We start from the raw sequence: 26539 nt of genomic DNA on the forward strand, positions 1-26539 counted from the left end.
TGAATTCGGCACGTTACGGTATTGCCTGGGGTGCATTGGGTGCGGCGGAGTCATGCTGGCACACGGCACGCCAGTATGTGCTGGACCGCAAGCAGTTTGGCAAGCCGCTGGCGGCCAATCAGCTGATTCAGAAGAAGCTGGCCGACATGCAAACCGAAATCACCATGGGTCTGCAGGGATGCCTGCGCCTGGGACGCATGAAGGATGAAGGCACGGCGGCGGTAGCCATCACGTCGATGATGAAGCGTAATTCCTGTGGCAAGGCACTGGATGTGGCGCGTATGGCGCGCGACATGCTGGGCGGGAATGGCATTTCGGATGAATTCGGCGTGATCCGTCACATGGTGAACCTGGAAGTGGTGAACACCTATGAAGGCACCCATGATATCCATGCGCTGATTTTGGGTCGTGAACAGACGGGTATTGCGGCGTTTTAATTGAGCTTGAATGCTTGCATGCACAGTGCGTCGGCGTCGAACGTAACAAGAGGAACAAATGGATCTTAATTTCACTCCTGAAGAACTTGCCTTCCGCCAGGAAGTGCGCGAGTTCGTCGCCGGCTCATTGCCGCCGGATATTCAACACAAGGTACTCAACGGCCTGATCCTGCAAAGCGACGACTACGTCCGCTGGCAGAAAATTCTCCACGCCAAGGGATGGGGCGGCGCATCATGGCGCAAGGAATTTGGCGGGCCTGGATGGAGCGCGACGCAGCAATACATATTTGAAGAAGAATGCGCAGCAGCCGGTGCGCCGCGTACGATTCCATTCGGCCTCAAGATGGTTGCGCCGGTCATCATGCAATACGGCTCGCCGGCACAACAGGAACGCTTCCTGCCGAAGATCCTCTCGGCCGACGAGTGGTGGTGCCAGGGTTACTCGGAACCGGGTTCCGGCTCGGACCTCGCGTCCGTCAAGACACGCGCGGTGCGCGAGGGTGATCACTATGTCGTCAACGGCCAGAAGACATGGACCACGCAAGGCCAGTATGCCGACTGGATCTTCTGCCTGGTGCGCACCGATCCCGAGGTCAAACCGCAGCGCGGCATTTCCTTCATCCTGATCGACATGAAGACGCCCGGCATTACCGTGCGTCCAATCATCACAATGGATGGCTCGCATGAAGTCAACGAAGTCTGGTTCGAGAACGTACGCGTACCAGTTGAAAACCTCGTCGGTGAAGAAAACGCCGGCTGGACTTATGCCAAGTTCCTGCTGGGCCACGAGCGCACCAATATTGCCGGTATCGGCATTGCCAAGCGTGAAATTTCACGGCTGAAGCGTATCGCCTCGCTGGAATCCAAGAACGGCAAGCCGCTGATCAAGGACCCGATGTTCGCTTCTCGTATTGCCCAGGTCGAGATCGACCTGACAGCGCTGGAAATCACCAACCTGCGCGTCCTGTCCGCCGAAGCCGAGCGCCGCGCCCCAGGTCCGGAAGCATCGATCCTGAAGATCAAGGGCACCGAAATCCAGCAAGCCATCACCGAACTGCTGGTGCAGGCAGTCGGGACCTATGCCCTGCCATTGCGCCGTGAAGCGATGGCGGCCGGTTACCAGGGCGATGCGGTCGGCCCCTTCTATGCAACGCCGCTTGCCGCGAACTATCTGAACATGCGCAAGCTGTCGATCTATGGCGGCTCGAATGAAATTCAAAAGAACATCATCTCGCAGATGATCCTTGGCTTGTAGGAGCACGCAATGGACTTTACCTTTACCGAAGAACAGCAGATGCTGCTCGACACCACGCGTCGTTTCGTGTCCAAGGATTATGGCTTCGAAGCGCGCCGCCAAATCAAGGAAAAATCGCCGGATGGCTTTAGTCGCCAGATCTGGCAGGGGCTTGCCGATATCGGCTTGCTGTCGCTGAACGTACCGGAAGCCGATGGCGGCCTGGGCGGCAGTGCGATTGACAATATGCTGGTCATGAATGCAGTAGGCGAAGGCTTGCTGCTGGAGCCCTATCTCGCCAGCGCCGTGCTGGCGACCCGGACATTGGGGGCGCTGGGCAACGATGTGCAACGCGCTGAGTGGCTGCCTGCTCTTGCCGCTGGCGAAAAAATCGCAGTCCTTGCGCATGACGAGCAGCAAACCCGTTTTGACCGCATGGCCATTGCGACACGTGCCTGGCCGGTCGGCAATGGCTACCTGCTGACAGGCCACAAGAGCGTCGTCGCCCACGCCGGGTCAGCCGACATACTGCTGGTGACAGCGCGTCTTGGCAAGCCGGACACTGATGGTCCACTTGCCGTGTTCTGCGTACCTGCCAATGCCCCCGGTGTTCACAAAGTTGATTATGCGACGGTCGATGGCGTACGCGCCGGTGACGTTTGGCTCAATCAGGTATTCGTTCCCGCCACCGCGCTGCTGAATGGCGCGGAAAGTGCAAACGAAGCCGAACGGAAGCTTTCCGACGTGCTTGATTTCGGCCTGGCTGCGGTGTGTGCCGAAGCGGTTGGCGCACTCGACAAACTGCTCGCGGCAACGGTCGAATACGCTCGCAATCGCAAGCAGTTTGGTCAGCCGATCGGCAAGTTTCAGGCATTGCAGCACCGTATGGCCGACATGGTTCTGCATATCGAACAGGCGCGCTCGATGAGCTATCTTGCCGCGGTGCGTTGTACCGATGCAGATCCGGTAGCACGCAACCGTGCCATGTCGGCGGCCAAGGTCGTTGTGGGCCAGGCATGCCGCTTCGTCGGGCAACAGGCAGTGCAACTGCATGGCGGTATGGGCGTGACCGACGAACTCGACGTCAGCCATTACTTCAAGCGTCTGATGGCCATCGAACTGCAATTCGGCGGCACCGATCAGCATCTTGAGCAATATGCGGCGCAACTGTCTTGACCGATAAGTTTTAACCGCTCAGAAAAAGGGGAGACACATCGCTTCCCCTTTTTTTATACGGAGTAGCAGCCGACTTGGCAAACAGGGTGCAACGCTTCCAACAGCGCTGCACTGACCGCTCCCCATTGCTTCCATACCGTGTATCTGCGACGCTGCAGGGAATTTTTTGCGGACCGGTACTGTCAAGACATGCATTACACGCCTTGCATTTCCGGGTTATGTCCCGCAAACCATGATGAATGCATCTCCCGACTTTTCCCTGTTTCCACCGATCGAACCGCGCCGCACCGGAACCCTCCCGGTCGATGATATTCATACGCTTTACTGGGAAGAATGCGGCAATCCGGATGGCATACCGGTCGTCTACGTTCACGGCGGACCCGGTTCCGGAGCATCACCTGAAAAACGCCAGTGGGTCGATCCTGATGCATATCGCATCATCCTGTTCGACCAGCGCGGCGCATTCCGCTCGACACCTCTGGGAGAAACGCGACGCAATACCACGCAACTGCTTGTCGATGACATGGAGAAGTTGCGCAAATTCCTCGGTATCAGCAAGTGGCTGCTTGCAGGCGGTTCATGGGGCACGGCACTTTCACTGGCATATGGGCAGTCGCACCCGGATGCCTGCCTTGGATTTGTTTTGCGGGGAATATTTCTCGGCACGCCAGATGAAATCAACTGGTTCCTGTACGGCGCCCGGCGGTTTTACCCCAAGGCATATGAAGATTTCATTGCATGGATACCGGAGGAGCACAGAAGCGACGTCCTCACCGCATATCAGAATCGGCTTTGCTCCGCTAATCCGGAAGAACGGATGGCTGCTGCACGAACATGGTACAGATATACCGAAGCCTGTTCGCTTCTACAGCAAAACCCTGAACTGATAGCGGAGTCCGCAAAGAATGAGTCTGTTGTTTACGGCACTGGAAGACTGGATGCATTTTACTTTGCAAACAATATGTTCTTAGAGCACGACGAGTTGATATCGCGCGTCGACCGCATTGCTCATCTGCCACTGATGATTGTGCAGGGTGGCCATGATGTGATCGCGTCAGTGGAGTCCGCCTATCGCCTGTACCGGGCATGGCCGGGTGCCGTTCTGCACATTGCCGCAGATGCGGGTCATTCGGCTTCCGAGCCGGGCATTCGTAAAAAACTTATTCAGGTCCTGGAATACTTCAAACACCACCAGCGTTTCGACGCAGACGCGCTGCAAGCCTCAGGGCCGGTATAAATCCACTGCTTCTCCGCGCGCCTCAAATTCCGGATGGGGATGACCGAACAGAAAATCGCATAACAAGTGGCGCAAAGCCGCGTCCACCAAGCTCCCGTCGAGCCCTGCCAGCCGGCATGTCATCCAGTTTTCATCCAGGGCAATGGCTTCCTCACGTCCCTGGTCGATGAGCCACTGATCATATGCGACAGCGGTTTCCGGGTCCCCGGCAAGGATCCATGGCGGTTGCGGAATGCAACGCCCGCTTGCCGTCATGACGCAACCATCGACCGGCCTGCGCACCAGGTTGGTCGCCGCTTCCTTCACATCCATCATCGAACCCATCTTCTGCTGTCTTTGGTGTGTTTAACAATTTAATCAATGGCTGTGCCAATGAAGGCACATGATTAAAAGACATTGGGTTCACAGTGATGGTTCCGCAATCGATGAAGACGTCAGCTGCAGGATGTCGTTTCTGTGGTCGTTTGAGCAGTTCCCAAAACTCTATCGGTCTCAGCCTTCCTTTAGCAAGCGACGAAGAACCTTTCCGGTACCGGTTGCGGGCAACTCTGACCGGAACTCCACGACTTTGGGTACCTTGTATGGCGACATCTGGTCGCGGCTCCAGGCGATGATCTCATCTGCGATGATTGTGCCCGCGTCCGGTTTGAGTACGATGACCGCCTTGATCACTTCGCCTTTTGACGGATCCGGTATGCCGATAACCGCTGCCTGCCGGACCGCCGGATGTTTGATCAGGATAGTTTCCACTTCTTCCGGGAATACGCTATAGCCCGACACCTTGATCATTTCCTTGAAGCGTCCGCTAAAGGTCAGGTAGCCATCGCTGTCCAGCATGCCCATATCGCCGGTGTACACCCAGCCGTCCCGCAGTGTTGCTGCAGTAGCCTCCGGCTTGTTCCAGTATCCTTTGAAATTGCCTGGACTGCGCAGCGTGATTTCGCCCATCTCCCCCGCGTCAAGCACCCGCCCGCTCTGCTGATCGACGATGCGGCATTCGACGCCGGGCATCAGTCTTCCCTGCGTTCCCCATTTGATCGCATCGCGCGGCGTGTAGGTGTCGCAAGTATGGGTCTCGGACAATCCGTATGCCGCTTCGAATGTCTGGCAACCTCCTGCGAAATCGCGCCACTTGTCAGCAAGTTGTTGCGTCAACGTGATGCCGAAGCTGGTACAGGGATTGACCCGTAATGATTTCAAATTGAATTTCTGTGCGTCCGGCACCTGCATGACGGCCACGTTCATCGGCGCGATGCTGTACCAGTGGCTGACCTGATAACGGTCGATGGCCTGAAGTACCGCCACTGGGTCGAAGCGGTACAACAGGACCGCGGTCGCGCCGGTGTAGATCGTCACATTCAGTCCCATCAGCATGCCGGCAATGTGATACAGCGGCGCGATGGCGAGCGTGACAGTCTCATTGTTGACGCTGGCGGCAAATGTGGCGCCGGCTGTCTTAAATAATGCATTACGGTACGTCAGCATCGCGCCTTTGGGCATGCCGGTGGTTCCGGATGTGTACGTCATCAGCACCACGTCATCCATGTCGAGCAAAGGTTGCGGCGGCTGTCTTTGCTGCACGCGCAAGGCGTCGAGAAAATCGATGGCGCCTTCGATACGCTGCTTGGGGATGCGGATCTCTGCAGGTATATCGATGGTTGGCTCGTCCGGCAGAAAATCGCCGTAGTTCGTAAGAAAAACATGGCGCAACTTTGTCGTGCCCATTACCTGCTCAATGACCGGATACAGGTTGTCGGCTGCAACAATGACTTCAGCGCCGAGGTCGCTGACCTGGTATTCCAGCTCGTGCTTTTTGAACAGAGGGCTACAGGGGCTAACGATGGCACCCAGTTTTTGAATACCGAAATGCGCAATCGGATACTGAGGACAATTCTGCAGGAAGAGCACAACGCGATCACCCTTCTTTACACCCAATTCGCTAAGCCTGGCTGCAAAGCGGTCGCTCAAACGGTCCAGTTCACCGTAAGTCAGCGTGTTGCCGTACCAGACATAGGCAGGTTTGTCCGGCTGGGTGCGCGCATGGTGCCGCAGGTAGTCGTGTAACGGCTTTTCTTCTTGCAGATACGCAATTGCATTCACTCGTTGTCTCCTCGTGCTTATCGTTTATAGCCTATCAGCATGAAAGCGAGATTTGTTGAACGTCTTGATACGGCGCAAATTCAGGTGCCAGACGGAAAATAATATAACAGCGAGTATAAACTTTATATGGTCTGAACTGATTTTGCCGAACCAGTTACCCGCCAATGAAATTTAATATACCAGGCGGTATAATTTCTATACTGTCTGGTATATTCTTTTAAAAGCGCGGTCAATCAGACTTCACTTAAATCCAACGCGGCACAGCGGACCATATGAAGACCGACGTCAAGGGCAGGCAAACCAAGGGGAGCAAAAAGGCGATCGCCGAGGGAGTGCACGATCAGAAGCGTGAGCATATCCTCGCCGTGGCGGAGGATATGTTTTTCCGAAACGGTTACGCGGGAACCACCATTGCCGACATTGTCAATGAACTTGGCGTCACCAAACCTTTCCTCTATTACTACTTTCCCGGCAAGAGCGATATCTTCAAAACGCTCTGCTGGCGCGCATCACATGCGTGCCTGACCGCCATGCACTTCGAAGCGGAAGACGAGCGGCGCGCGATTGATAAATTGCGCGAAGGCCTGCACCGCTTTGCCACGGCCAATGTAGCCTTCTTCAAATCTGGCGCCTTGGCCTATCGGGAAGGCGGTGCACTTGATGCGACTTTCCTGAAGAAGCTGAGGACTATGGCGCGCCGTTTCTACAAAGAGTTATGCGTCTTGCTGGAGCAGGCACGCAGCGACGGAGACCTGCAATTTGACGATACTAAACTGACCGCACTGTCCATCGGCAGCATCGCCGGCTTTATGTACACCTGGTACAAACCGAATGGCCGCATCGGCCCCGAAGAAATGGTCATGGAACTCACTCGCATTCTCCTGAAAATCGCCGGCGCACAAACTGTGCCGTCAAGCCACTTAACAAACAGGACAAACAGAAAACGCAGGAGCTAGTTAGTCACGATCCACTTACCCGAGACCATGAAGGAGACAGTCATGAAAAAAACATTGATAGGAATCTCACTCGCCGCAGCAAGCATGATGGGTAGTGCCGTGGCGTCGGCACAGGAAACGCTGAAGGTGGCTTTCATCGATCCTTTGAGCGGACCGTTTGCCGATGTCGGCGAACTGATGCTTTCGCATATCCGCTTTGCCATTGAAGACATCAATGCCAAGGGCGGAGTGCTGAATGGTATGAAGCTCGATCTCATGACACTGGACAATAAATTGTCGGCGCAGGAAAGTTTGACGGCATTACAGGCTGCCATCGACGCCGGCGCACGCGTGGTCTTTACCGGCGGCTCGGGTTCCTCAGCCGTCAGCGCGATGGTGGAAGCGGCCAACAAGCACAACGACCGTAATCCTGACAAGGCGATCCTGATCGTCAATCACTCGTCCATCGATCCCGATCTCACCGGCAAGCATTGCAGCTTCTGGCATTTCACCACTGAAGCCAACACCGCGATGAAAATGAAGGCGCTGACCAGCTTCATGACGGAGAAGCAGGACATCAAGAAGGTCTATCTGCTCAACCAGGATTACGCGCATGGCCGCGTCTGGGCCAAACTGGGTAAGGAAATGCTGGCCGGTGCCCGGTCTGATGTGCAGTTTGTCGGAGAAGATTTTCATCCCATTGGCAAGGTGAAGGATTTTTCTCCGTACGTATCGAAGATCAAGGCTAGTGGCGCGGATACAGTCATCACTGGTAACTGGGGCGGCGACCTGAACCTGTTCATCAAAGCGGCAGCGGATGCCGGCATGAATCTGCGTTTCATCAACCACAGCGCGGGCGCATTGCCCGGTGCAGTCTTTGCGGTGTCGCAGGCCAAACTCGGCCAGCTGACATGGGTTGGTGAATGGCACCAGAATGTCGAGAGTCCGAAGGTCGCTCCAGTGGCCGCCGCCTACAAGCAGCGATTCAACAAACCATTTCTTGCCCCGCGTATGGACATGACGCCACGGATGGTGGCGGCTGCCATCAACAAGGCCAATTCGACATCACCCATCAAGATCGCACTTGCACTCGAAGGCATGACCTACCCGTCCATCGTCGGCGATGTCACGATGCGCAAGGAGGACCATCAACTGCTGTTGCCACAAACCGTCTCGACCGTCGCGCCTGTGGATGGCAAGACGGTTAAATTCGGCGTGGAAGGCACCAACTACGGCTTCCGCACCGAAACTGTGGTGGAAGGCAAGAATCTCGCCCTGCCTACCGAATGCAAAATGCGCCGCCCTGCCGGGGCCTGACTTTCGATAAAACCAGAATGACTATCAAGACTCTGCTTATCGCCAATCGTGGCGAAATTGCAATCCGCATCGCGCGGGCTGCGGCCGAACTCGGCATCCGTACCGTTGCTGTCTATTCGGAAGATGACATCGCGTCCCTTCATCTACGCAAGGCCGATCGGGCACATGGGCTGCGCGGCAAGGGTGCGTCCGCCTATCTCGATATCGATCAGATCATTGTGGCGGCCAAGGAGACCGGCTGCGACGCGGTGCATCCCGGCTATGGTTTCCTGAGTGAGAACGCGCGCTTTGCACGGCAGTGCGCTGAACACGGCCTTGTCTTTGTCGGTCCGCAACCTGAGGTACTGGACTTGTTTGGCGACAAGGCCAGAGCGCGGGGGCAGGCGCAACAGCATCACGTGCCGGTGGTCGCGGGTACCGACGGCAGTGCCACGCTGGAACAAATCCAGGCTTTCATGGCATCGCTCGGTGATCAACGTCCCATCATGATCAAGGCGCTGGCCGGTGGTGGCGGACGCGGCATGCGCGTCGTGCAGCGTGCCGACGATGTCGCCGCCGTCTACGCACGCTGTCAGTCCGAAGCACTTGCAGCCTTTGGCAACGGTGATGTGTATGCGGAAGAACTGGTACGCCGGGCCAGGCACATCGAGGTGCAGGTCATTGGCGACGGCAGCGGCCAGGTCAGCCATCTGTGGGAGCGGGAATGCACATTGCAGCGGCGTCATCAGAAGCTCGTGGAAATTGCGCCCAGTCCGTCGCTGTCGCCGGCGCTGCGGCAGCGCATTCTTGATGCGGCAATACGGCTGGCGCGTTCGGTCAACTATCGCGGCCTCGGGACGTTTGAGTTCCTGGTTGATGCAGAAGACGCGGGAGGCACAGGAAACGATACTCGCTTCACCTTCATGGAAGCCAACCCGCGCTTGCAGGTTGAACACACCGTCACAGAGGAAGTGACGGGAATCGACCTGGTCAAGGCGCAATTGCGGATTGCCGGCGGCGAGACCCTTGCGCAGCTTGGCTTAGCGCAAGACATGATCCCGGCACCGCGTGGTATCGCGATTCAGTTGCGGATCAACATGGAGACCATGGATGCCGAGGGCAACGCCCTGCCATCAGGCGGATTACTGTCAGTCTTTGAACCGCCATCGGGGCCGGGCGTGCGCGTCGATAGTTTCGGTTACTCCGGATACAAGACGAGCCCGAATTTCGACTCGTTGCTGGCCAAGCTGATTACGGTGAACGGGTCGTCGCGTTTTGATGAGGCGATCGGCAAGGCATACCGCGCCCTGTCCGAATTCCGCATCGAGGGCGTCGAAACGAATATCGGCTTTCTGCAAAATCTGCTGACACATGCGGACGTCGTTGCCAACCAGGTGTACACGCGATTCGTCGAAGATCACATGGCGGCTCTCCTCCCGCAGGACGAGACGCATCCCAAACTGTATGTGGGCCGCGAAGGCATCGGCGCAACCGATATCGCGACGTCCCTGGCAGGGCCGTCGGCGCCGCCGAATACCATTCCGGTTCCCGCGCCGATGCAGGGCTCTGTCGTCGCGGTTGATGTCGCCGTTGGCGACGCTGTGCATGCCGGCCAGCAGATCGCGGTGCTGGAAGCGATGAAGATGGAGCACATTGCCACCGCCCACACGAGCGGCATCGTGCGTCTGATCACCGTGCAAAAGGGCGATGTCTTATTCAATGGGCAAGCACTGTTGTACATCGAGCCTGCCGAAGTCGACATCGCGGCAGATGTGGACGACAGCGACATGAATCCCGATCACATCCGCGCCGATCTTGCCGAAGTACGTGAACGGCATGCGATCGGACTTGATGCGCGGCGTCCCGATGCGGTAGCGCGCCGCCGCAAGACCGGCCAACGCACAGCGCGGGAAAACATCGTCGACCTGTGCGATGACGACAGTTTTATCGAATATGGTGCGCTGGCCATTGCCGCCCAGCGTCGACGGCGCTCGCTGGAAGAACTGATCGCCATCAGCCCCGCCGATGGTCTGGTGGCCGGCATCGGCAGCGTCAATGGCAGCTTGTTCGATGAGCAGAAATCGCGCTGCATGGTGATGTCCTACGACTACACGGTATTCGCCGGCACCCAGGGCATGATGAACCACAAGAAGACAGACCGCATGTTCCAGCTGGCGCAGGAATGGAAGCTGCCTGTCGTGCTGTTTGCCGAGGGCGGTGGCGGCCGCCCTGGCGATACCGATGCCATGCTGGTGGCAGGCCTCGATGTCATGTCATTTATTAACTTTGCACGGCTGAGCGGACTGGTGCCGCGCGTCGGTATCGTGTCCGGTCGCTGCTTCGCGGGTAATGCAGCGTTCCTGGGCTGCTGCGATGTCATCATCGCAACCGAGAATGCCACCATCGGCATGGGCGGCCCGGCAATGATCGAAGGCGGCGGTCTTGGCGTGTACCAGCCCGAGGAAGTGGGACCGGTCAGCATGCAGGGTCCCAATGGCGTGATTGACGTGATCGTCAAGGACGAACAGGAAGCAGTGCATGTAGCGAAGCAATACCTGTCTTACTTTCAGGGGCCGGTCAGCAAATGGGAATGCGCCGATCAGCGCAGGCTGCGCCAGTTGATTCCCGAGAATCGCTTGCGTGTGTATGACATTCGCGCAGTGATTGACACAATTGCCGACACCGGCTCGGTGCTGGAACTGCGGCATCAGTTTGGTACAGGCATCATTACGGCGCTGATACGCATCGAAGGTCGACCGTTCGGGCTGCTTGCCAATAACCCGGTCCATCTCGGTGGCGCAATCGATGCGGATGCGGCGGACAAGGCTGCGCGTTTCATGCAACTGTGCGACGCCTTCGATCTGCCAATTGTTTCGCTCTGCGATACGCCGGGTTTCATGGTCGGACCGGATGCGGAGAAGACTGCGATGGTCCGGCATGTCTCGCGCATGTTCGTGACCGCGGGCAGCATCGACGTTCCTTTCTTCACGCTTGTTCTGCGCAAGGGATATGGCCTTGGTGCGCAAGCCATGGCGGGCGGTAGCTTCCATGCGCCCTTCTTTACGGTTGCCTGGCCGAGTGGAGAATTCGGTGCGATGGGCCTGGAAGGCGCGGTACGTCTCGGCTATCGCAAGGAGCTGGAAGCAATTACCGATCCTGCGGAGCGTAAAGCGATGTTCGACAAGATGGTGGCGGCGTCCTATGAAAGCGGCAAGGCAATCAATATGGCATCCTTTCTTGAAATCGACGAGGTCATCGACCCTGCGGACAGTCGGCGCTGGCTGATGCGGGGCTTGCGTTCCGCTCCGGCGCCACAGGTTCGCAACGGCAAGAAACGTCCGTTCATCGATACCTGGTAATGCGAGCGCTTCAACCATGAAACCGCAGCGCATTTTGCCCCGCAGTTTTTACGCCCGTGACACGATAGCGGTTGCGCGCGACCTGCTGGGCAAGCATCTGGTGCATGTTCATAATGGCGTGGAAAAACGTGGCCGCATCGTCGAGACGGAAGCCTATATCGGTGCGCACGACCTGGCATCGCATTCCTCAAGAGGCATCACGCCACGCACTGCCATCATGTATGGTCCACCGGGTTATGCCTATGTATATCTGATCTATGGTATGCATCATTGCATGAATGTAGTGACTGACAAGGAGGGGCATGGCGCTGCGGTGCTGTTGCGTGCGCTCGAGCCGGTACATCATGTCGAGGGCAACACCAAGGGGCCCGGCCTGCTGTGCCGTGCGCTTGGCATCGACAGGACGCTCAACGGTCATGATTTGCTGAGTAACAGCTTTTACATCGCCGACGCGCCTGTGGCAGATACGGTCAAAATCGTTGCCCGACCACGCATCGGCGTTGCCTATGCCAAGGAGTGGGCCGAGGCGGAATTGCGTTTTTACATTGAAGGCAATCCCTACGTGTCACGGAAGTAGATATCGGCCGCGACACAAGCAAAAACAGTGATGGACCGGGACGACGTTACTTGTGCAGGCTTCTTGTAACCTTGTCGCTCCACTCAAACGTCGCCAGCTGGAGAAGGTACAGATCCTTGCAGCTGAGATTTAACTGGGCCAATGACTGCAAGAGCAGGTCGTTATTGCGCTGTCGCCATTCTGTTTGCTCAGCCATTGCCAGCAACTTGCCGAAGTATCCTTCACGATGCAGCAGTGCTGCCGCCACTTCGTCCACAACAGGAATTTGTTTGAGGATATCTGTCATTTGCATCGAAAACAGCGTATCCATGAGAGACATGATACCTACGGTAAAAACCGTATCGGCGATACTTCGATTGCCTGGCCTTAGCTTCTGCGCCACCAGCTCCATCAGGCGGCCGCGTGTCGTTGCTTGCGCCATCAACGGAACAACCGTGCTGCCATCGATCCCGCCTTCCGCATACAGCAGCACTTGCATCCAGCGTTGCAACTGGTTACGGCCAACGGCAATCAGAGCTTGACGCAGTGATTCAATGCGGTGCGCGCTGATGGCCGGCGTGTTGGCGAAACGCAGCAGGTTCAAGCCAAGTGCCACATCGCCTTTGATACTTTGCTCAATCAGTGCGTCATCGACGTCCGATGCGAGCAAAGCCATCAATTCAATGACAGACAACTGGGATGCCGACAACTTCTTTCCAGCGAGGATCTGCGGCTCCGAAAAAAAATAACCCTGAAAGAAATCGAATCCAAAATCTGCGCATCGACGGAAGGCCTGCATTGACTCAACATGTTCTGCCAGAAGCATCTTGTCATGCGCCTTGAACATGCTGCAGATCTGTGCAAGCTCCGCATCGGTGCGGTGGCCGACGTCCACGCGTACACCCTCGATCAGGGGCAGCAGCGGCGCAATATCGCGCATCTCCGCATTGAGCGTGAGCGCAAGGCGAAATCCCTGACCGCGAAGCGCGGATAACTTTTCGAGTATCGCCGACGTGCATTCCGGCATGTTGGCGAGTTCAAGGATGATCTGCTGCGGCGGCAGAAAACCGAAAATGTCACTCATCAAGGCTTCGGCATCGATATACAGAATGCCAACCTGATCGCCAATGACCCGCGCCAGGCCGTACTCGCACACATCGGCAATGACAGATGCACTGGCCGGCTGCTCTTCCCCACTGACAACGGATCCCTCATTACCCCGCAACGCATCGCTGAACATCAGCTCGTGTGCTACCAGACGCTGGGATCGATCGACCACGGGACGTCGGGCCATAAAGAAGTCCGATCCCAACAGCACCTTGTGCGAGCTGTTGAACGTGACGCTGATACTCATCATTTCACCTCGTGTGTGTCGCGTCTGGCAGTTTGCCGGCGAAGCCGATCCACGCATGCAACCATGAACGGGCGCTCCTGACAGGTATAACGGCCGCCACAATGGTCAACTTGAATGGTGCGCCGCAACAAGGCACCAAAACACGAACGTGCCAACGTCGGAATGTTCTTTCGCCATTCATTCTGCACTACCAGCTATCGAGCCGATCGCTCCAGCAAATCATGTCACGTGCATAAAAACGATACGAGTCTTCGCTGGCTGGCAGCCTGGCCAGATCGAAGACGAACAGCGCGCGACCGATACCGCGCCGTCGGAAGCCCCGGCTACGCTTGCGTAGAATTGCGTCGCGCCATGCGCCAAGATTGACGTAGGTGTAGTTGTTGCGTCCGTCCGGCAGCGACTGAAATTGCACATCCGCCTCCAATGCCACATGCGTATGTCCTTCCACGTGCAGGCGCAATCCGAGTTCACGGTAATCATCGCCAAAAGCCGGCAATCCCAGTAAATCCTTGTCGCTTATGTTTGATTCCGGCTCTTGCACCTTTGCCATCAGTCGCATTAGTGAAATATCGAGCCAGTACCATTTCGGTTTGGTCAGCAGCCATAGTACATACAGACCAAGCTTGGTCGTGCCCATGGCACTGTCCCAGGTCGCTTTCTGCCCCAGCCAGCCCACCAGGCTCTCGCGAAAACATTGCAGGATGTGTGCATGCATTCCCTTTGCTCTCGGGTCGCGCCGCGCAAGACGGCGAGACTCGCTAAGCAAGCGGACGACGGCCGCTACCGAAGGGCGATACAGATCCATTTCATCAAGCAAGTTGCACACGCGCGACGCACCCGGCAACGAAGGATCGATACGCTGCTCTGTACACCAGATGAAGTGCGACAGCATGCCTGCGGCCACCGTGTCACCAAAACATGGGTCGCTGAAGGAGCGGTAGTTTTCCTTCCGCCAGACATCGGGTGTCCAGCCCTTGCCTGGCCGCCAGCCCGACGTGGCGCGCGAATTATCGGCATCCCGCCATTGACCATGGGTGGCAAGCAAACGCATGCCGATATCCGCAACATAAAAAGGCAGACTGGGATAAAGCTCATCTGGGGACGTACCGAGCTGTGCCGCAACCCACCTGCGATAGCTGTCGGAAATATCGAGCGCCGTCAGCCCAAGGCATTCTTCGTAAAACATTTGCCGTGCATTGGGTACGACTTGCAGTTCCTTGTCGTGGTTGCCGACTATCGGAATGATGGTGACACGCACGCCGCTCTGGCGCAATATCGTGAGACTCTTGCGCATCCAGTAAAAAAATCCCGAGTACGGCTGGTTGCTATCCTTCGGCCGCTTATGCGCGTGGATTCGCACAATGTCACGCATGATGTCGAGCACGATCTCGCCAAATCGCGGGTCGTCGCGCTGCCACGGATAGACACCGGCCTGCGCCCATTTGCTGCTGCGTATGAGGTCGACAATGTCGCCATTGAGGATGAGCATCAGTTCATCGACCCGGTGCGAGGAGGTAGGCTGGGCCTTATCGCCGGGGTTACCGACCGAAAATTCCATCTGCTCGAAGAACAATTGCCAGTCGGTTTCTGACGCAGTCTGGTTACCGACCGTGCAATCCGTGCAATGGATATCGCTGATCAGCACGCAGAGCCGATTGGAGGGCGCTGTACCGGCGGGCCATAACACCAGGCCAGGCGGTAATGCCGGCTTGGCCGCTGCCCTGATGTTCGATATCTCTGACATATCAGTCATGGCTATGCTCCCGCAAAAATGAAATCAGATGCGGGAACACATCGTTCGCCACGTCCTTGCCCATGAAGATATCCTGGTGGCCATATCCAGGTACCACATGCAGACGATGGCGCCCTGGGACTATCCTCTCCAGCATCTCGTGACAGCGGATATTGGAGTCCGCAAACACACGGTTGTCCTGGCCTTGCATGAGCAGGATGGGTGTCGATATATCCGCGACACGGCTCGTATAGTCGTCCGGGAGCGCGGCATAGCGCAGGTTGTCAAGATCGAACTTCACGGCGCGATGGCCGCTGGTGACCATCCTGTGTATGTGACGGTAATAATGCACGCCGACACCGCCGAACAGATCGCCGAGGCGTTCATGCGTCACCGGCAACATGTTGGCATGGTTGAACAGCGCCGGCCTGCCGCTGCCCCACATGAAGCTCAGCATGTGACATTCCGGCGAATCGCATTCCTGATGCACGAAGTCGGCACTCACCGCCAGCAGCTTGCCGATCGACCAGCCGCGCTCACGCCGCCAGCCCGGGTTGTAATAATCGATACCCAGCAGGTAGTCGGAGGCCCAGGGTCCGATGGCCAGCTTGTATTGCGACCATTTCGGGACATAAGGCGTGAGTGCGACGCTATTCAGGATGGCACTGCTGATGCCGCCAACTGTCCTGCCAAACAGGCTCATTGCCATGGTCAGCGCACCGACGCAATGCGCAATCACATGCACCCGGCGTTGCGGACCGATGTGGCGGCGCAGTTCATGCAGCGCGGCCGGATGGTCGAACAAGGCGATGTCGTCAAACGTATAACTGGTGCGTGCAAGGTTGTACGGAAAGCGGCAACTGCCGCGGTAATCCAGTGTCCAGACTTCACCGTAGCCTTCATCGAGCAGGGTCTGCACCAGATTCTGGTGTTCCGGCATGATGAACATATCCGAGGAACTGGTCAGCCCATGCACGATCAACACCACATCATCGCAAGGCGTGCGCGCAAAGCGTGTCAGTTCCAGCCGCAGACCATCAGCAGTGAGAAAGGGATGTGTGCTGATCTCGGCACCGGTAATACCTTCGGTGGTGAATCTGGCATAGCGTCGCTGCGGCTGGCTGGGTGCCGGGGGCAAATGTGGCCCGTAAACATCCCATAGCTTGCCTGCAAAGAAACGACCGAACGCCAGCAGACCCGCGACACTGGTCGCGCCATCCGCATCGGTTGCACGCAGGCCGCGCAAGACCTGCATGAAATCCATGAGACCGAGACTGATAATGCCTGTCACCCACAATTTGCCCTGCGATTGTTCGGAGGGATCGATATGCCCATGGAAGACATTGACGAACAAGGTAGTCGTGTCCTTCCAGGTATCGAGCGGCGCATCATGCTGAACCTGCTTGTTGCCGATGAAGGTGATTGGCTCGCCTCGCGGCGTGGTGCAATACACCTGGTAATACATGACCTTGCGGTCACGATCAGCAGTGTCCGGCATCAGCCGGAAAGTACCGGCCTGTACCGGGCAGACCCCACCCAGCAACGCGCAGTCGACATGACCGCTGAGTGTGCCCGCATGCTCGGCCTGTGAGAGAAAGGCGCCAAGATCTTCGATGGCGACCGTGACATGCAATGCGAGCGCATGCCCTGCGGCCTTGCCGTCGTCATGGCCATCTGAAAAAGTCGTCGCCTCGGCACTGACGTAGCCCTTCATGACTTCAGCGAAGCGAATCCTGACATCGTGCAGTTCGCCCGAAGCGGGCACCGCCCTACCTGATGCCGCCTTCTTTGCTTGCAGATCGTGCATGGACATCCCTTCTCCCTTAAAGATCGCTGTCCGCTGCCATGCCGGTCAGTTCTTCGGCAATCCATTCGGACAGGGCTGTAATGGTCGCCACCGGATTGGCGCCCAGCGCGGTCGGCACGAGTGAGCCGTCGGCGACATACAGGTTGCGGTAACCAAACACCTGGCCACGGCTGCCTTCGCATGCGCTGACGACGCCCTGTTGCGGCGAATCGGCAAGCACCGAGCCACCTAGCGGATGCACCGTCACATTATTCTTGACCGGCCATAACCAGGTCGGCATCGGCAGGAAATGCTTGCTGCCGATGAAGCGGGTAAAGCGCTCGCCGAGCTGCAAGATGGCGTCGTACAGCGGACGGTTGCTTTCCTGGGGCCAGTCGATATCGAGGTAGCCATCCTTGTTCAGGCTGAGAACACCCTTTGCATTGTCCAACCCCATGCAGAGCAGTACCGCGCTGTATTGCGACAAGTCGTGCGACAACAATTTCTGGATCAGGAAACCGACACTGCTTTGCTTGCGGCCTGGGTAGTACCGGGCGAATGCATACGCCAGCAATTGCTTGCAGCTTTGCCAGATCGTCTGCAAGGGATTCATCACGGGATTGAGCGCCGCGGTCGCCCAGCCAACCTGCGTGGGATAGCTGGCGTCTTCCAGCAGGAAGGCTCGCTTGCGGTCCAGGTTTTCAAACAGGTGGTGGTCTGTGTACTGTGTAATCACGGGGCCATAAGTGGAATTCACTTCTTTTTTGCCGCCAATGGCAAAAGAAAGGAAATCTCCATTGCCCGAGAATTGCTGCCCGAGGCGCGACGACACACGCGGTAGTGTCCGATGAATGTCGCGGCACCGGAAAAGCAGTTCGGTGGTGCCCAAAGTGCCCGCCGACAGCACCACACGTCGGGTGGTAACGGCATGCGTTTCACCGCGCTGGATATCGCGAAAGTACACACGGAACCCGAACTGTCCGTCACTGCCCGGGTCGTCTTCGTGCAAGGCATTCAACGGCACGACACGCTCTACGACTGACTGCGTGCGCACCGCCATGCCATAGCGATGCCGGGCAACATGCAGATAATTGTGGTCCACCGAATTCTTTGCCTGCACATTGCAGCCGATATCGCATTCGCCACAGTAGGTACAGGAGGTTTGCAGTGCGCCGTAGCGGTTGACTTCCTGCACGCCGAGCGGCAAGGCCGCGCCGTTACGCTTGTAGGTATAGTCGTTACCGAAATAGACAGCGATATCGGCCAGCCGCGTGGTCAGCTTTGCGTCCCGGGCAAAAGCCTGGAACTGCTCGGTACGCTTGATGTAGCGACGGTCTTCGGGGCCGCTGGCAGGCGGAACGGTGCGCGCCCCCAATACCTGCTGCGCCACGTCGTAATAAGGTAGCAATCGCTCGCGTCGCAAGCCCTGCGGCCATCCCTGCTCAAAGACAGCCGCCGGTGGCCGCAGGAAAACATTGGCATAAATGTGGGAACCGCCGCCATACATGGCCGACGTGACGGTATCGATCTTGTCGAAATGGCGGATGTCGAACATCCCGGCAAGATGGCCGCGTCGGGCCTTGCGACTCCTTACCGCCCGCGGCCTGCGGACCGCGTCACCGTCCGGGCACCAGACATTGTCGGCCAGGTCATGGGGACTGCGGGGAAAGCCTCCCAACGGGTATTCCTTGCCGCGCTCCAGCAGCAGAACGGCACCGGGCCATTTTCTGGAAAGCCGTGCAGACATGACCGCACCGCCGAAACCGCTGCCAACGATGACCGCTTGATGCTGACATTCCTTGTTCATCTATCCTCCCTGTTACCGGCATTTTTGGGGCCGAACGTCGTATGGAATGCCGCGATGTTATTTTATTTCTAACAGGAAATGGTAACTTTTTTTTACAAATATCGTTGCCGATATGCAATCAATTGGCAATTTTCGGTATGCTGCTACGATTGGGACGTTTGTGTCCCGTCAAATCATAAGCGTGGGTGAAGCGGATGAGCCTCGGACAACGTTGGCTGCGATACTGGAGTGTTTTTATACTGCTGGCTGTCAGCGTTGCGGCGGGTCGGGCGGGCGAACTGCGGGTCGATGACACGGCCCTTGGCAAGCCGGTCAATCTGACGCCGCACTGGGATGTCCTGGAGGACAAGGAGCACAAGTGGACAATCGACGACATCCGGACGCCCGCAGTGGCGGACAGATTCAAACCGTCGCTGCAGCAGACCGATTCCCTTAACTTTGGCTTGCGCCGCTCGGCGATCTGGCTGCGTATTACCTTTGCAAACGAATCCGGCGAAGATCGGGAACGACTGCTTGAGGTTGCATTTACCCACCTGCATTCGGTCCAGCTCTTTGTCCCTGGCGAACAGGGTTACGAGAAGATCGAAACCGGTCACTCGCTGCCGTTTTCTCACCGGCCTGTCAACCATCGCAATTTCGTTTTCCCGCTGCACCTGGCCAGCAAGTCCGCAGGTACTTACTACCTGCGTGTGGCTTCGGGTACCTCGCTCGATATTCCCGCCAAACTGTGGGAACCAGCGGTGTTCAACCAGCAGAGCCTGCGCGAATATATCGGTCAGTCACTGTATTTCGGCATGCTGCTTGCGCTGGGACTCTATAACTTTCTGTTGTTTGCTTCACTGCGCGACCGCACCTATCTGTATTACGTGCTGTTCGTCGCCGCCAATGCGTTGTCGACCGTAGCATTCGGCGGCATCGGATTCCAGTTCCTGTGGCCGGAATCGCCGGATTGGTCGATGATTTCCTCCATGATTGGCTTTGGCTTGACCGGATTCACCTTGCTCCTGTTCCAGCGTCGTCTGTTATCGACCTACGATACGGTACCGTGGCTGGACAAGGTCATGCGCGGCTTCCTCGTGCTGAATATCCTGCAGATGGCAGGCTTCTGGTTCCTGCCCTACCACAAGATTATTGCCACAGGGATTACGGTCGATATGGCCAACATGCTGCTCGCCCTGATTGTTGGTGTGGTCTGCAAGTTGCGCGGACAGCGCAGCGCGCGATTTTTTCTGCTGGCCTTCAGCTGCCTCGTATTCGCGGCGGTGCTGACGGCGCTGCGCAGCTACGGCGTCAAGGGGATTCCAAACTTCCTTACCGTCTATGGCATGCAAATCGGATCAGCGCTGGAAATGTTGCTGCTTTCCCTGGCGCTGGCAGATCGTTTCAATCAGGTCAGGCGAGAAAAGGAAAGCGCGCAACAGCAACTGGTGGACAGCCTGAAACGGTCCGAGCGTATCCTGGAGCAACGCGTACAGGAACGCACCGCGGAACTCTCGCGCATCAATGAAGATTTACGCGAACATGAGCGTGCGCTCAAGATTGCCAAGGAAGGGGCTGAAGAAGCGTCGCGCATGAAATCGGCCTTCCTCGCGAACATGAGCCATGAGATCCGTACGCCGATGAATGCCGTCATCGGCATGGCTTACCTGGCCCTGCGTACCGACCTGAGCGGCAAGCAGCGCGACTATGTGGAAAAGATCCATCGTGCTGCGGTCTCGCTGCTTGGCATCATCAATGACATCCTGGATTTTTCAAAGATCGAGGCCGGCAAGCTAAGCATCGAGACTACCGACTTTTCTCTGCATGAAGTGCTCGGCAACGTCAGTACCGTGACCAGCCAGCGCGCCAGCGAGAAAGGCTTGCGCTATCTGTTCGATATTGCGGAAGACGTACCGGTGCATCTTAACGGTGACCCCTTGCGGCTAGGTCAGGTCCTGGTCAACCTGATAAGCAATGCCATCAAGTTCACGCCAGCCGGTCAGGTCCAGTTGCGCTGTCGTGTACTCAGCAGCAACGCGGACGGCGTGGAGCTGCGCTTTGAAGTGGAAGATACCGGTATCGGCATGTCACCCGAGCAGCAGTCGCGGTTATTCCATGCGTTCAGTCAGGCGGACGAGTCGACCACGCGTAAATACGGCGGGACGGGCCTGGGCCTGGCCATCAGCCGCCGGCTTGTGGAAATGATGGGCGGCACCATGTCGCTGCACAGCGAGCCCGGTGCCGGATCAACCTTTGGATTCAGCCTGCATTTTGGCCTGGGGGCGCTGACCACGACGGCCCTTCCCGGCCTGCCTGATCGCTTGCTCGGTTGCCGCGTGCTGATCGTTGACGACAATCCGGCGGCGCGACAAATCCTGACTGATCTGGTAGAGGGTTTCCAGTTGCATGCCGATGCAACCGAAGATGCCGCCACCGCGCTCACTGCGATCCGTCATGCCGATGCCACGACGCCTTACGATCTGATCCTGGCCGATCTTGGCATGCCTGACATGAATGGGCTTGAACTGGCTACGGCGATTGCCAATGACCACTTGACCTATCCGCCAAAAGTCATCCTGATCACAGCCTTCGGTCGTGAAGATGTCATTCACCAGGCTGAAAATGCGCCGGTGTCGGCGGTCTTGTTCAAACCTATCGATCAGTCTCGCCTGCACGACACATTTGTCAATGTTCTGGCTCAGGATGGCGCGTCACAGGCGGTGCCGACGATACGGCGTACCTTGCCACGCTTCGACGGCGCCCGCGTATTGCTGGTGGAAGATAACGAGGTCAATCAGCAAATTGCCCGCGAAATGCTGGCCACGACAGGCTTGCAGGTGGACATAGCGGGGAACGGGCGCATTGCGCTGGACAAGGTATTCGCGGGCGGGCCCCATGCGTACGACCTGGTACTGATGGATATCCAGATGCCGGAAATGGGTGGTCATGCGACCACCCGCCGTATCCGGATGGATGAACGTTTTGCAGCCATGCCGATTATCGCAATGACGGCTCACGCAACCGCAGAAGAACGTGAGGAATGCGTACGCAGCGGCATGCAGGATCACATCACCAAACCAATCAATCCGGATCATTTCTACCGGACGCTGGCCTATTGGCTGGCACCGGCTGATACACGCGTAGCCGACCACGGAGCATTTATTGCGGATACGGTGACATCCATGCCTGATGTAAGGGACCGCACGCGCAACACAGTCGACCCGATCAGCACCAGCGGCACAGGCGATTTAAACGGCGTAAATGACGCGAGCGACGCGACCAGTGCGACCGCGGTAACGGGTGATGACAACCCGATCAACATTCCCGGGTTCGATACGGTCGACACGCTGTACCGCCTGTCTAACGATGTCGAGCTCTATCACCGCGTGCTGGAAATGCTGGTACCCAGCCTTTCGGGCAGCCTGATGCAGTTCTCGCAAGCTGCCAGCGCGGGAGATTACGTGGCGGCGAAATCGGCTGTTCATACGGTGCGTGGCATGGCAGCCAACGTGGGCGCAACGGAACTGGCGACGTTCGCTGGCGAGCTGGAAGAATTGCTGGCGAAACGCCGTGAAAGACCCGAGGACATGTCACGCTTCAGGGAGATGGTGGAGCGCACCCTGTCACTGGTGGAGCAGGCTCTCGCGACACGTAAGGCGGCATGATGCTGCATGCCGTTTCCGGTGATGCGGGTCTTGCCGGAAACGGCCCGCCGAATGAAATCAATGAATCAAAGAATCAGGCCAGAGCCAGATGCTTTTGCTGCTCGGGAAGGAATTCGCGGATGTCGCGTGGCTTGCGACGGCGCGGATGCTGGATTTCGTCGGCACGCATTGCTTTTGCAGCTTTCCATAACAGCACATCATCTTCGTAGCTGCGAAGCGCGGCGGTCTTTTCCCACAGTACACGCCGGTGCGTGACAAAGTCCCAGCACACCGGTGTCAGGCCATTCAACGTACCTTGCGCCTTCATGCGGAGCGCAACGGTCATCACGTCGCCAGCATGCGGCACGTCTTCGGGAAACTGAATGGTATTGGCCCACGCACGCACATCGCAGAAATCGATGACCTGCCCACGCAGCGGCTTGTGCCATTGATCAGGATGAGAGTTCTGGTTTGGCCAGCGGCCTGCGCCTACCCACGTACCCGCTTTGAACATGATTCAGCTCCCGGTTCGACGGAGACAGGACCGTATGAAGCCTGTCGCCAGACGGATGCATGTGCATCCTTTCAAGATATGCATGCCTGCCTTTTCAAGCCATTTCCTGTTGGCATTTCAGGCATTCACGCATACTGTTCATGCGTACAGTATAACGCACTTTAGCCTTTGTCCATGCGGGTTTGCGGCAGTTCCCTGTATTAGTAAATAAAATTTCTGCGGTAGATCAATAAAGCCTCACGCCTTGAAATATTGAAATTCTTGCCTGGCAACTTACCTGGCTTGTTCTGCCTGTTTCAAGAACGATATGGCGATATGACGATGTGTCGGACCTCCACCGACAACGCAATAAATGTGTTGGTCTACGCCCGTCAGGTCGGCACGCTGGAGATCCGTGCTCCTTTCCGTTGTCTACGCCGCGAATTTCATAAATCCTCATACAAATCAGACACTTAAATACCACTTGGCGACGCCATACCTGGGTTGGCACAGTCCCTGCTGTATGTCCTGCGTGTACGAAAAAACCCTCGATACCGACTGGCGATTTACCTAGCCCTCACACTTTTTATTCATCTACTTCAGGAGCACTACAATGACAACCTTGACTATCAAAGATCTGGCCGTTTCCGCCATTCTCGACGCCCAATCCATGGCATCTCTACGCGGTGGCGCCTATCTGGGCGGCTTTCCTTTCCCAAGCTCCATGTTTAGCCTGTCCAAGGATGACTTCAAATTCGATGCTACGCAAATGATGCAGCAGAGCCAGAACACACAAGTCAACAACGGCAACAATGCCGCCTTCGTATCCGGCATCACGTCCAATGTGACACCGACCCAGCATGGCTCCAACAACATCAGTTTCCTGTAATGCCGACAGGTTGGTGGAGGGAGCATCTCCACCAACCCGGTAAAGCAAATCAAACTCACTGAACCTACTGCCCAAGGAGCATCACCATGTCATCGATCGTCATCCAGGATCTTGCCAGCAGCACCGAGCTCAACCAGCGCGCCATGTCCTCAGTCCGCGGCGGCAACTCCTGGCTTGCCAACCTTGGTCCCATCGCCAACGTCAATGTCAACGTTGTCCAGAACCTGAACCAACTGCAGAACGTAGCAGTCAACACGCTCAACAATGTAGGGTCAATTGGCGCAGGCTTTATCCCTCCAAACATCGCCGTCAGCCCATCCCAATGGGGACATCTCGGCATCGCACTCTGAAGGCCCCGGAGTGCCCAGTTGGCCAAAATGTTGACCGCCGTTCGGCCAAGGAATCCGATCGCCGTGGAATCAAAGCCTCCCTTTCGGGCATGCCACGTGAATTAATTCAAGGAACAGTGCCATCACGGTGGCAATGAGTCACTGCGGCACTTTGACAAAGCAGGCAACACCTGTCCCGATAAGCAACGCTGCTCCTGCGACACCTTCCCAAAAGCCAGAAAGCAAAAGGCCTGCATCCCTGCAGGCCTTTTTACAATGAGCAGAATGAGTATTTCCCGTCTGCCCATTAAGCTTCTTTAATGGATCACTTGCCAGGCAGCTTGCCTGCAACGCCTTCAACGTAGAAGTCCATCTTGTTCAGGGCTTCATCGTTCAGCGAACCTTTCTCCAGACGCACTTTGCCTTCGTTGTCCTTGAGCGGACCGTCGAATGGCGTGATCTTGCCGGAAACGATATCCTTTTCCGCCGCTGCAACGACTTGCTTCACGTCATTCGGCACGCTGTCGTTGATGGCTTCCAGCTTGACCATGCCGTCCTTGATGCCACCCCAGACACTGCTCGTCTTCCATTTGCCATCGATAACTTGTTGCGCGACGTTGGTGTAGTGCTTGCCCCAGTGATGGGTCACCGCACCGAGCTGTGCCTTGGCACCGAACTTTTTCATGTCCGAATGGTAGGCCACTGCGTACTTGCCTTTCTCTTCCGCCGCCTGAACGATGGCCGTGGAATCGGTATGGTGTGTCACGACGTCGGCATTCTGGCCCATCAGCGTGATTGCCGCATCGCGTTCCTTGCCCGGATCGAACCAGCTGTTGACCCAGATGACCTTGACTTCAGCCTTGGGGTTCACGCTGCGCATGCCGCGAGTAAAGGCGTTGATGCCTTGCAGGACTTCAGGGATCGGGAACGCAGCGACGTAACCGCCAACATTGGTCTTGGTCATTTTTCCGGCGAGGACGCCGGCGAGGTAACGAGCTTCATAGAAACGCGCATTGGCAGCCGATACGTTGGGTGCTGTCTTGTAACCGGTCAGGTGCACGAACTTGACGTCGGGGAACTGCTTGGCAACCTTGAGCGTCGGGTTCATGTAGCCGAACGAGGTCGTGAAGATCAGCTTGTTGCCTTGCTGAGCGAGGTCACGGATCACGCGTTCCGCATCGGCGCCTTCGGGAACGTTTTCGACGAACTTGGTAGTGATTTTGCCGCTGAGGTTTTTCTCCATTTCCTTGCGGGCGATGTCATGCTGTGTCGTCCAGCCGGCTTCACCGATCGGGCTCACATAGACAAAACCTACATTAAGGGGCGCGGGGCCTGCAGCGAACACGGGCGCAGCCGCGAGTGCAGGAAGGACGGCAATGGCGGATAGAGCACCGCGCATGAAGCTTTTCGACATGGTTTTCCTCTACATGTGACACCCACTTGTTTATCAATGGACGCCGAACCACGCCGAGCGGGCATAACAGCGGGGTTTCGGGATGCCTTCCGGTGGGAACGACACCAAAGTCCAAATCATTTGCGGACGCCTTCTGCGTGCATCCAGATTCGATGTAGCAACTTCGAAAAAACTCGCTGCCGGTGTCATGCACCGCACTCAACCGCTTGACGCATTTGTCGTTCAAATGCTCGTTGTATTATGAACATCACCCCGGGCAGCGATATATGTATACACGAATAGTATTCATATGTCCGACATTATCCCGGGATTTCGCCTTTTACGCCGCGAACAAAATAGTCCATGCGTCGCAATCCTGCATCATCGAGCCTTGTGTCGGCGGTAACGACTTTCTGACTGTCAGGATCGGCACTGTCTACGCCAGAAATTTTGTTAAGTTCCCTGCTGTTTTACTGGGATACCGAGCTGTGTCCGGTCGAGTTCGGGATAGTCCTTCACCACCTTGAGCATCGCATCAAGATAGGTTGGAATTTGAAGGATGGTAGCGGCAAGAATGCCGCCACCATGCCTTTCCCGACCAGGAAGGGAAAACTGCTGAAAACTGCTTAATGCGCGCTTTAATGTGGGTCTTTAATGTGGGTTGAAGTTCTTTCCAAGCGAGGCTGGCATGTTGAGTTTGATCCAGTTGGCATTGGTCGAAATCAGGACCAGCACGAGAATCGTTGCAAGATACGGCATCATCGACAGCAGCTGCGAATCGATCGACACGCCCAGACCCTGCG

General features: G+C 56.8%; 19 protein-coding genes and 1 pseudogene. 11 read left to right on the top strand and 9 right to left on the bottom strand.

Going from position 1 to position 26539, the window contains the following annotated elements; genetic code table 11:
• The 4 genes from ACFQUU_RS26815 to pip form a co-directional block, all read left to right on the top strand.
• Positions 1-437: acyl-CoA dehydrogenase family protein (locus ACFQUU_RS26815; protein WP_382251326.1), on the top strand; the 437-nt coding region annotated here is incomplete at its 5' end.
• A 58-nt stretch (positions 438-495) separates the two neighbouring features.
• On the top strand, positions 496-1692 hold the full coding sequence (locus ACFQUU_RS26820; RefSeq protein WP_382251329.1) for an acyl-CoA dehydrogenase family protein: 1197 nt from the start codon (positions 496-498) through the stop codon (positions 1690-1692).
• A gap of 9 nt (positions 1693-1701) precedes the next feature.
• Positions 1702-2847: an acyl-CoA dehydrogenase family protein gene (locus ACFQUU_RS26825; protein WP_382251331.1), complete on the top strand. Its 1146-nt coding sequence runs from the start codon at positions 1702-1704 to the stop codon at positions 2845-2847.
• A gap of 232 nt (positions 2848-3079) precedes the next feature.
• Complete coding sequence (pip, locus tag ACFQUU_RS26830; RefSeq protein WP_382251333.1) at positions 3080-4084, top strand: prolyl aminopeptidase; 1005 nt, start codon at positions 3080-3082, stop codon at positions 4082-4084.
• Here the strand turns inward: pip and ACFQUU_RS26835 are convergent.
• Positions 4070-4399 (bottom strand): hypothetical protein, encoded by a 330-nt coding sequence (locus ACFQUU_RS26835; RefSeq protein ID WP_382251334.1) that lies wholly within the window; start codon positions 4397-4399, stop codon positions 4070-4072. The two genes, pip and ACFQUU_RS26835, sit on opposite strands and share 15 nt — an antisense overlap.
• 177 nt (positions 4400-4576) lie before the next feature.
• A complete protein-coding gene (locus tag ACFQUU_RS26840; RefSeq protein ID WP_382251337.1) occupies positions 4577-6184 on the bottom strand; it encodes an AMP-binding protein in 1608 nt (535 codons plus the stop codon).
• A 272-nt stretch (positions 6185-6456) separates the two neighbouring features.
• Between ACFQUU_RS26840 and ACFQUU_RS26845 the strand changes: the two genes are divergently transcribed.
• Genes ACFQUU_RS26845 through ACFQUU_RS26860 form a run of 4 tightly spaced genes read left to right on the top strand, consistent with a single transcriptional unit; the run spans position 6457 to position 12351 of the window.
• Entirely contained in the window at positions 6457-7140 is a 684-nt protein-coding gene (locus tag ACFQUU_RS26845) for a TetR/AcrR family transcriptional regulator (protein ID WP_382251340.1), read from the top strand.
• 42 nt (positions 7141-7182) lie between these two features.
• Complete coding sequence (locus ACFQUU_RS26850; protein ID WP_382251343.1) at positions 7183-8436, top strand: branched-chain amino acid ABC transporter substrate-binding protein; 1254 nt, start codon at positions 7183-7185, stop codon at positions 8434-8436.
• Positions 8437-8453: 17 nt separating this feature from the next.
• Entirely contained in the window at positions 8454-11774 is a 3321-nt protein-coding gene (locus ACFQUU_RS26855; RefSeq protein ID WP_382251345.1) for a carboxyl transferase domain-containing protein, read from the top strand.
• A gap of 16 nt (positions 11775-11790) precedes the next feature.
• Positions 11791-12351, top strand: a complete 561-nt coding sequence (locus ACFQUU_RS26860) for a DNA-3-methyladenine glycosylase (RefSeq protein ID WP_382251346.1) — start codon at positions 11791-11793, stop codon at positions 12349-12351.
• A 46-nt stretch (positions 12352-12397) separates the two neighbouring features.
• On the opposite strand, the gene ACFQUU_RS26865 is transcribed toward ACFQUU_RS26860, so the two are convergent.
• From ACFQUU_RS26865 to ACFQUU_RS26880, 4 genes are all read right to left on the bottom strand, one after another.
• Positions 12398-13687 carry an EAL and HDOD domain-containing protein gene (locus ACFQUU_RS26865; protein ID WP_382251348.1) on the bottom strand — a complete coding sequence of 430 codons (1290 nt, stop codon included), beginning with the start codon at positions 13685-13687 and terminating at the stop codon, positions 12398-12400.
• Positions 13688-13871: 184 nt separating this feature from the next.
• Positions 13872-15437: a hypothetical protein gene (locus tag ACFQUU_RS26870; protein WP_382251350.1), complete on the bottom strand. Its 1566-nt coding sequence runs from the start codon at positions 15435-15437 to the stop codon at positions 13872-13874.
• Complete coding sequence (locus ACFQUU_RS26875) at positions 15430-17223, bottom strand: alpha/beta fold hydrolase (protein WP_382251352.1); 1794 nt, start codon at positions 17221-17223, stop codon at positions 15430-15432. Before ACFQUU_RS26875 ends, ACFQUU_RS26870 begins: the two co-directional genes overlap by 8 nt.
• Positions 17224-17239: 16 nt before the next feature.
• Positions 17240-19009 carry a GMC family oxidoreductase N-terminal domain-containing protein gene (locus tag ACFQUU_RS26880; protein WP_382251355.1) on the bottom strand — a complete coding sequence of 590 codons (1770 nt, stop codon included), beginning with the start codon at positions 19007-19009 and terminating at the stop codon, positions 17240-17242.
• 194 nt (positions 19010-19203) lie between these two features.
• Between ACFQUU_RS26880 and ACFQUU_RS26885 the strand changes: the two genes are divergently transcribed.
• Positions 19204-22653 (top strand): 7TM diverse intracellular signaling domain-containing protein, encoded by a 3450-nt coding sequence (locus tag ACFQUU_RS26885; protein ID WP_382251357.1) that lies wholly within the window; start codon positions 19204-19206, stop codon positions 22651-22653.
• 73 nt (positions 22654-22726) lie between these two features.
• Here the strand turns inward: ACFQUU_RS26885 and ACFQUU_RS26890 are convergent, their stop codons facing one another.
• Positions 22727-23146 (bottom strand): hypothetical protein, encoded by a 420-nt coding sequence (locus ACFQUU_RS26890; protein WP_382251360.1) that lies wholly within the window; start codon positions 23144-23146, stop codon positions 22727-22729.
• 592 nt (positions 23147-23738) lie between these two features.
• Here ACFQUU_RS26890 and ACFQUU_RS26895 point away from each other — a divergent pair.
• Both ACFQUU_RS26895 and ACFQUU_RS26900 read left to right on the top strand, forming a co-directional pair.
• The gene (locus ACFQUU_RS26895; protein WP_382251362.1) at positions 23739-24014 is read left to right on the top strand and encodes a hypothetical protein; all 276 of its coding nucleotides are present in this window, start codon (positions 23739-23741) and stop codon (positions 24012-24014) included.
• A gap of 86 nt (positions 24015-24100) precedes the next feature.
• Complete coding sequence (locus tag ACFQUU_RS26900; protein ID WP_382251365.1) at positions 24101-24364, top strand: hypothetical protein; 264 nt, start codon at positions 24101-24103, stop codon at positions 24362-24364.
• Between the two features lie 304 nt (positions 24365-24668).
• Here ACFQUU_RS26900 and ACFQUU_RS26905 read toward each other — a convergent pair whose 3' ends face one another.
• Positions 24669-25757: a BMP family ABC transporter substrate-binding protein gene (locus ACFQUU_RS26905; protein ID WP_382251366.1), complete on the bottom strand. Its 1089-nt coding sequence runs from the start codon at positions 25755-25757 to the stop codon at positions 24669-24671.
• Positions 25758-26387: 630 nt separating this feature from the next.
• Positions 26388-26539: pseudogene (locus tag ACFQUU_RS26910) on the bottom strand (ABC transporter permease); the annotation flags it as partial.

The organism is Herbaspirillum sp. GCM10030257, from assembly GCF_042666555.1.
Classification (GTDB): Bacteria; Pseudomonadota; Gammaproteobacteria; order Burkholderiales; family Burkholderiaceae_D; genus Noviherbaspirillum.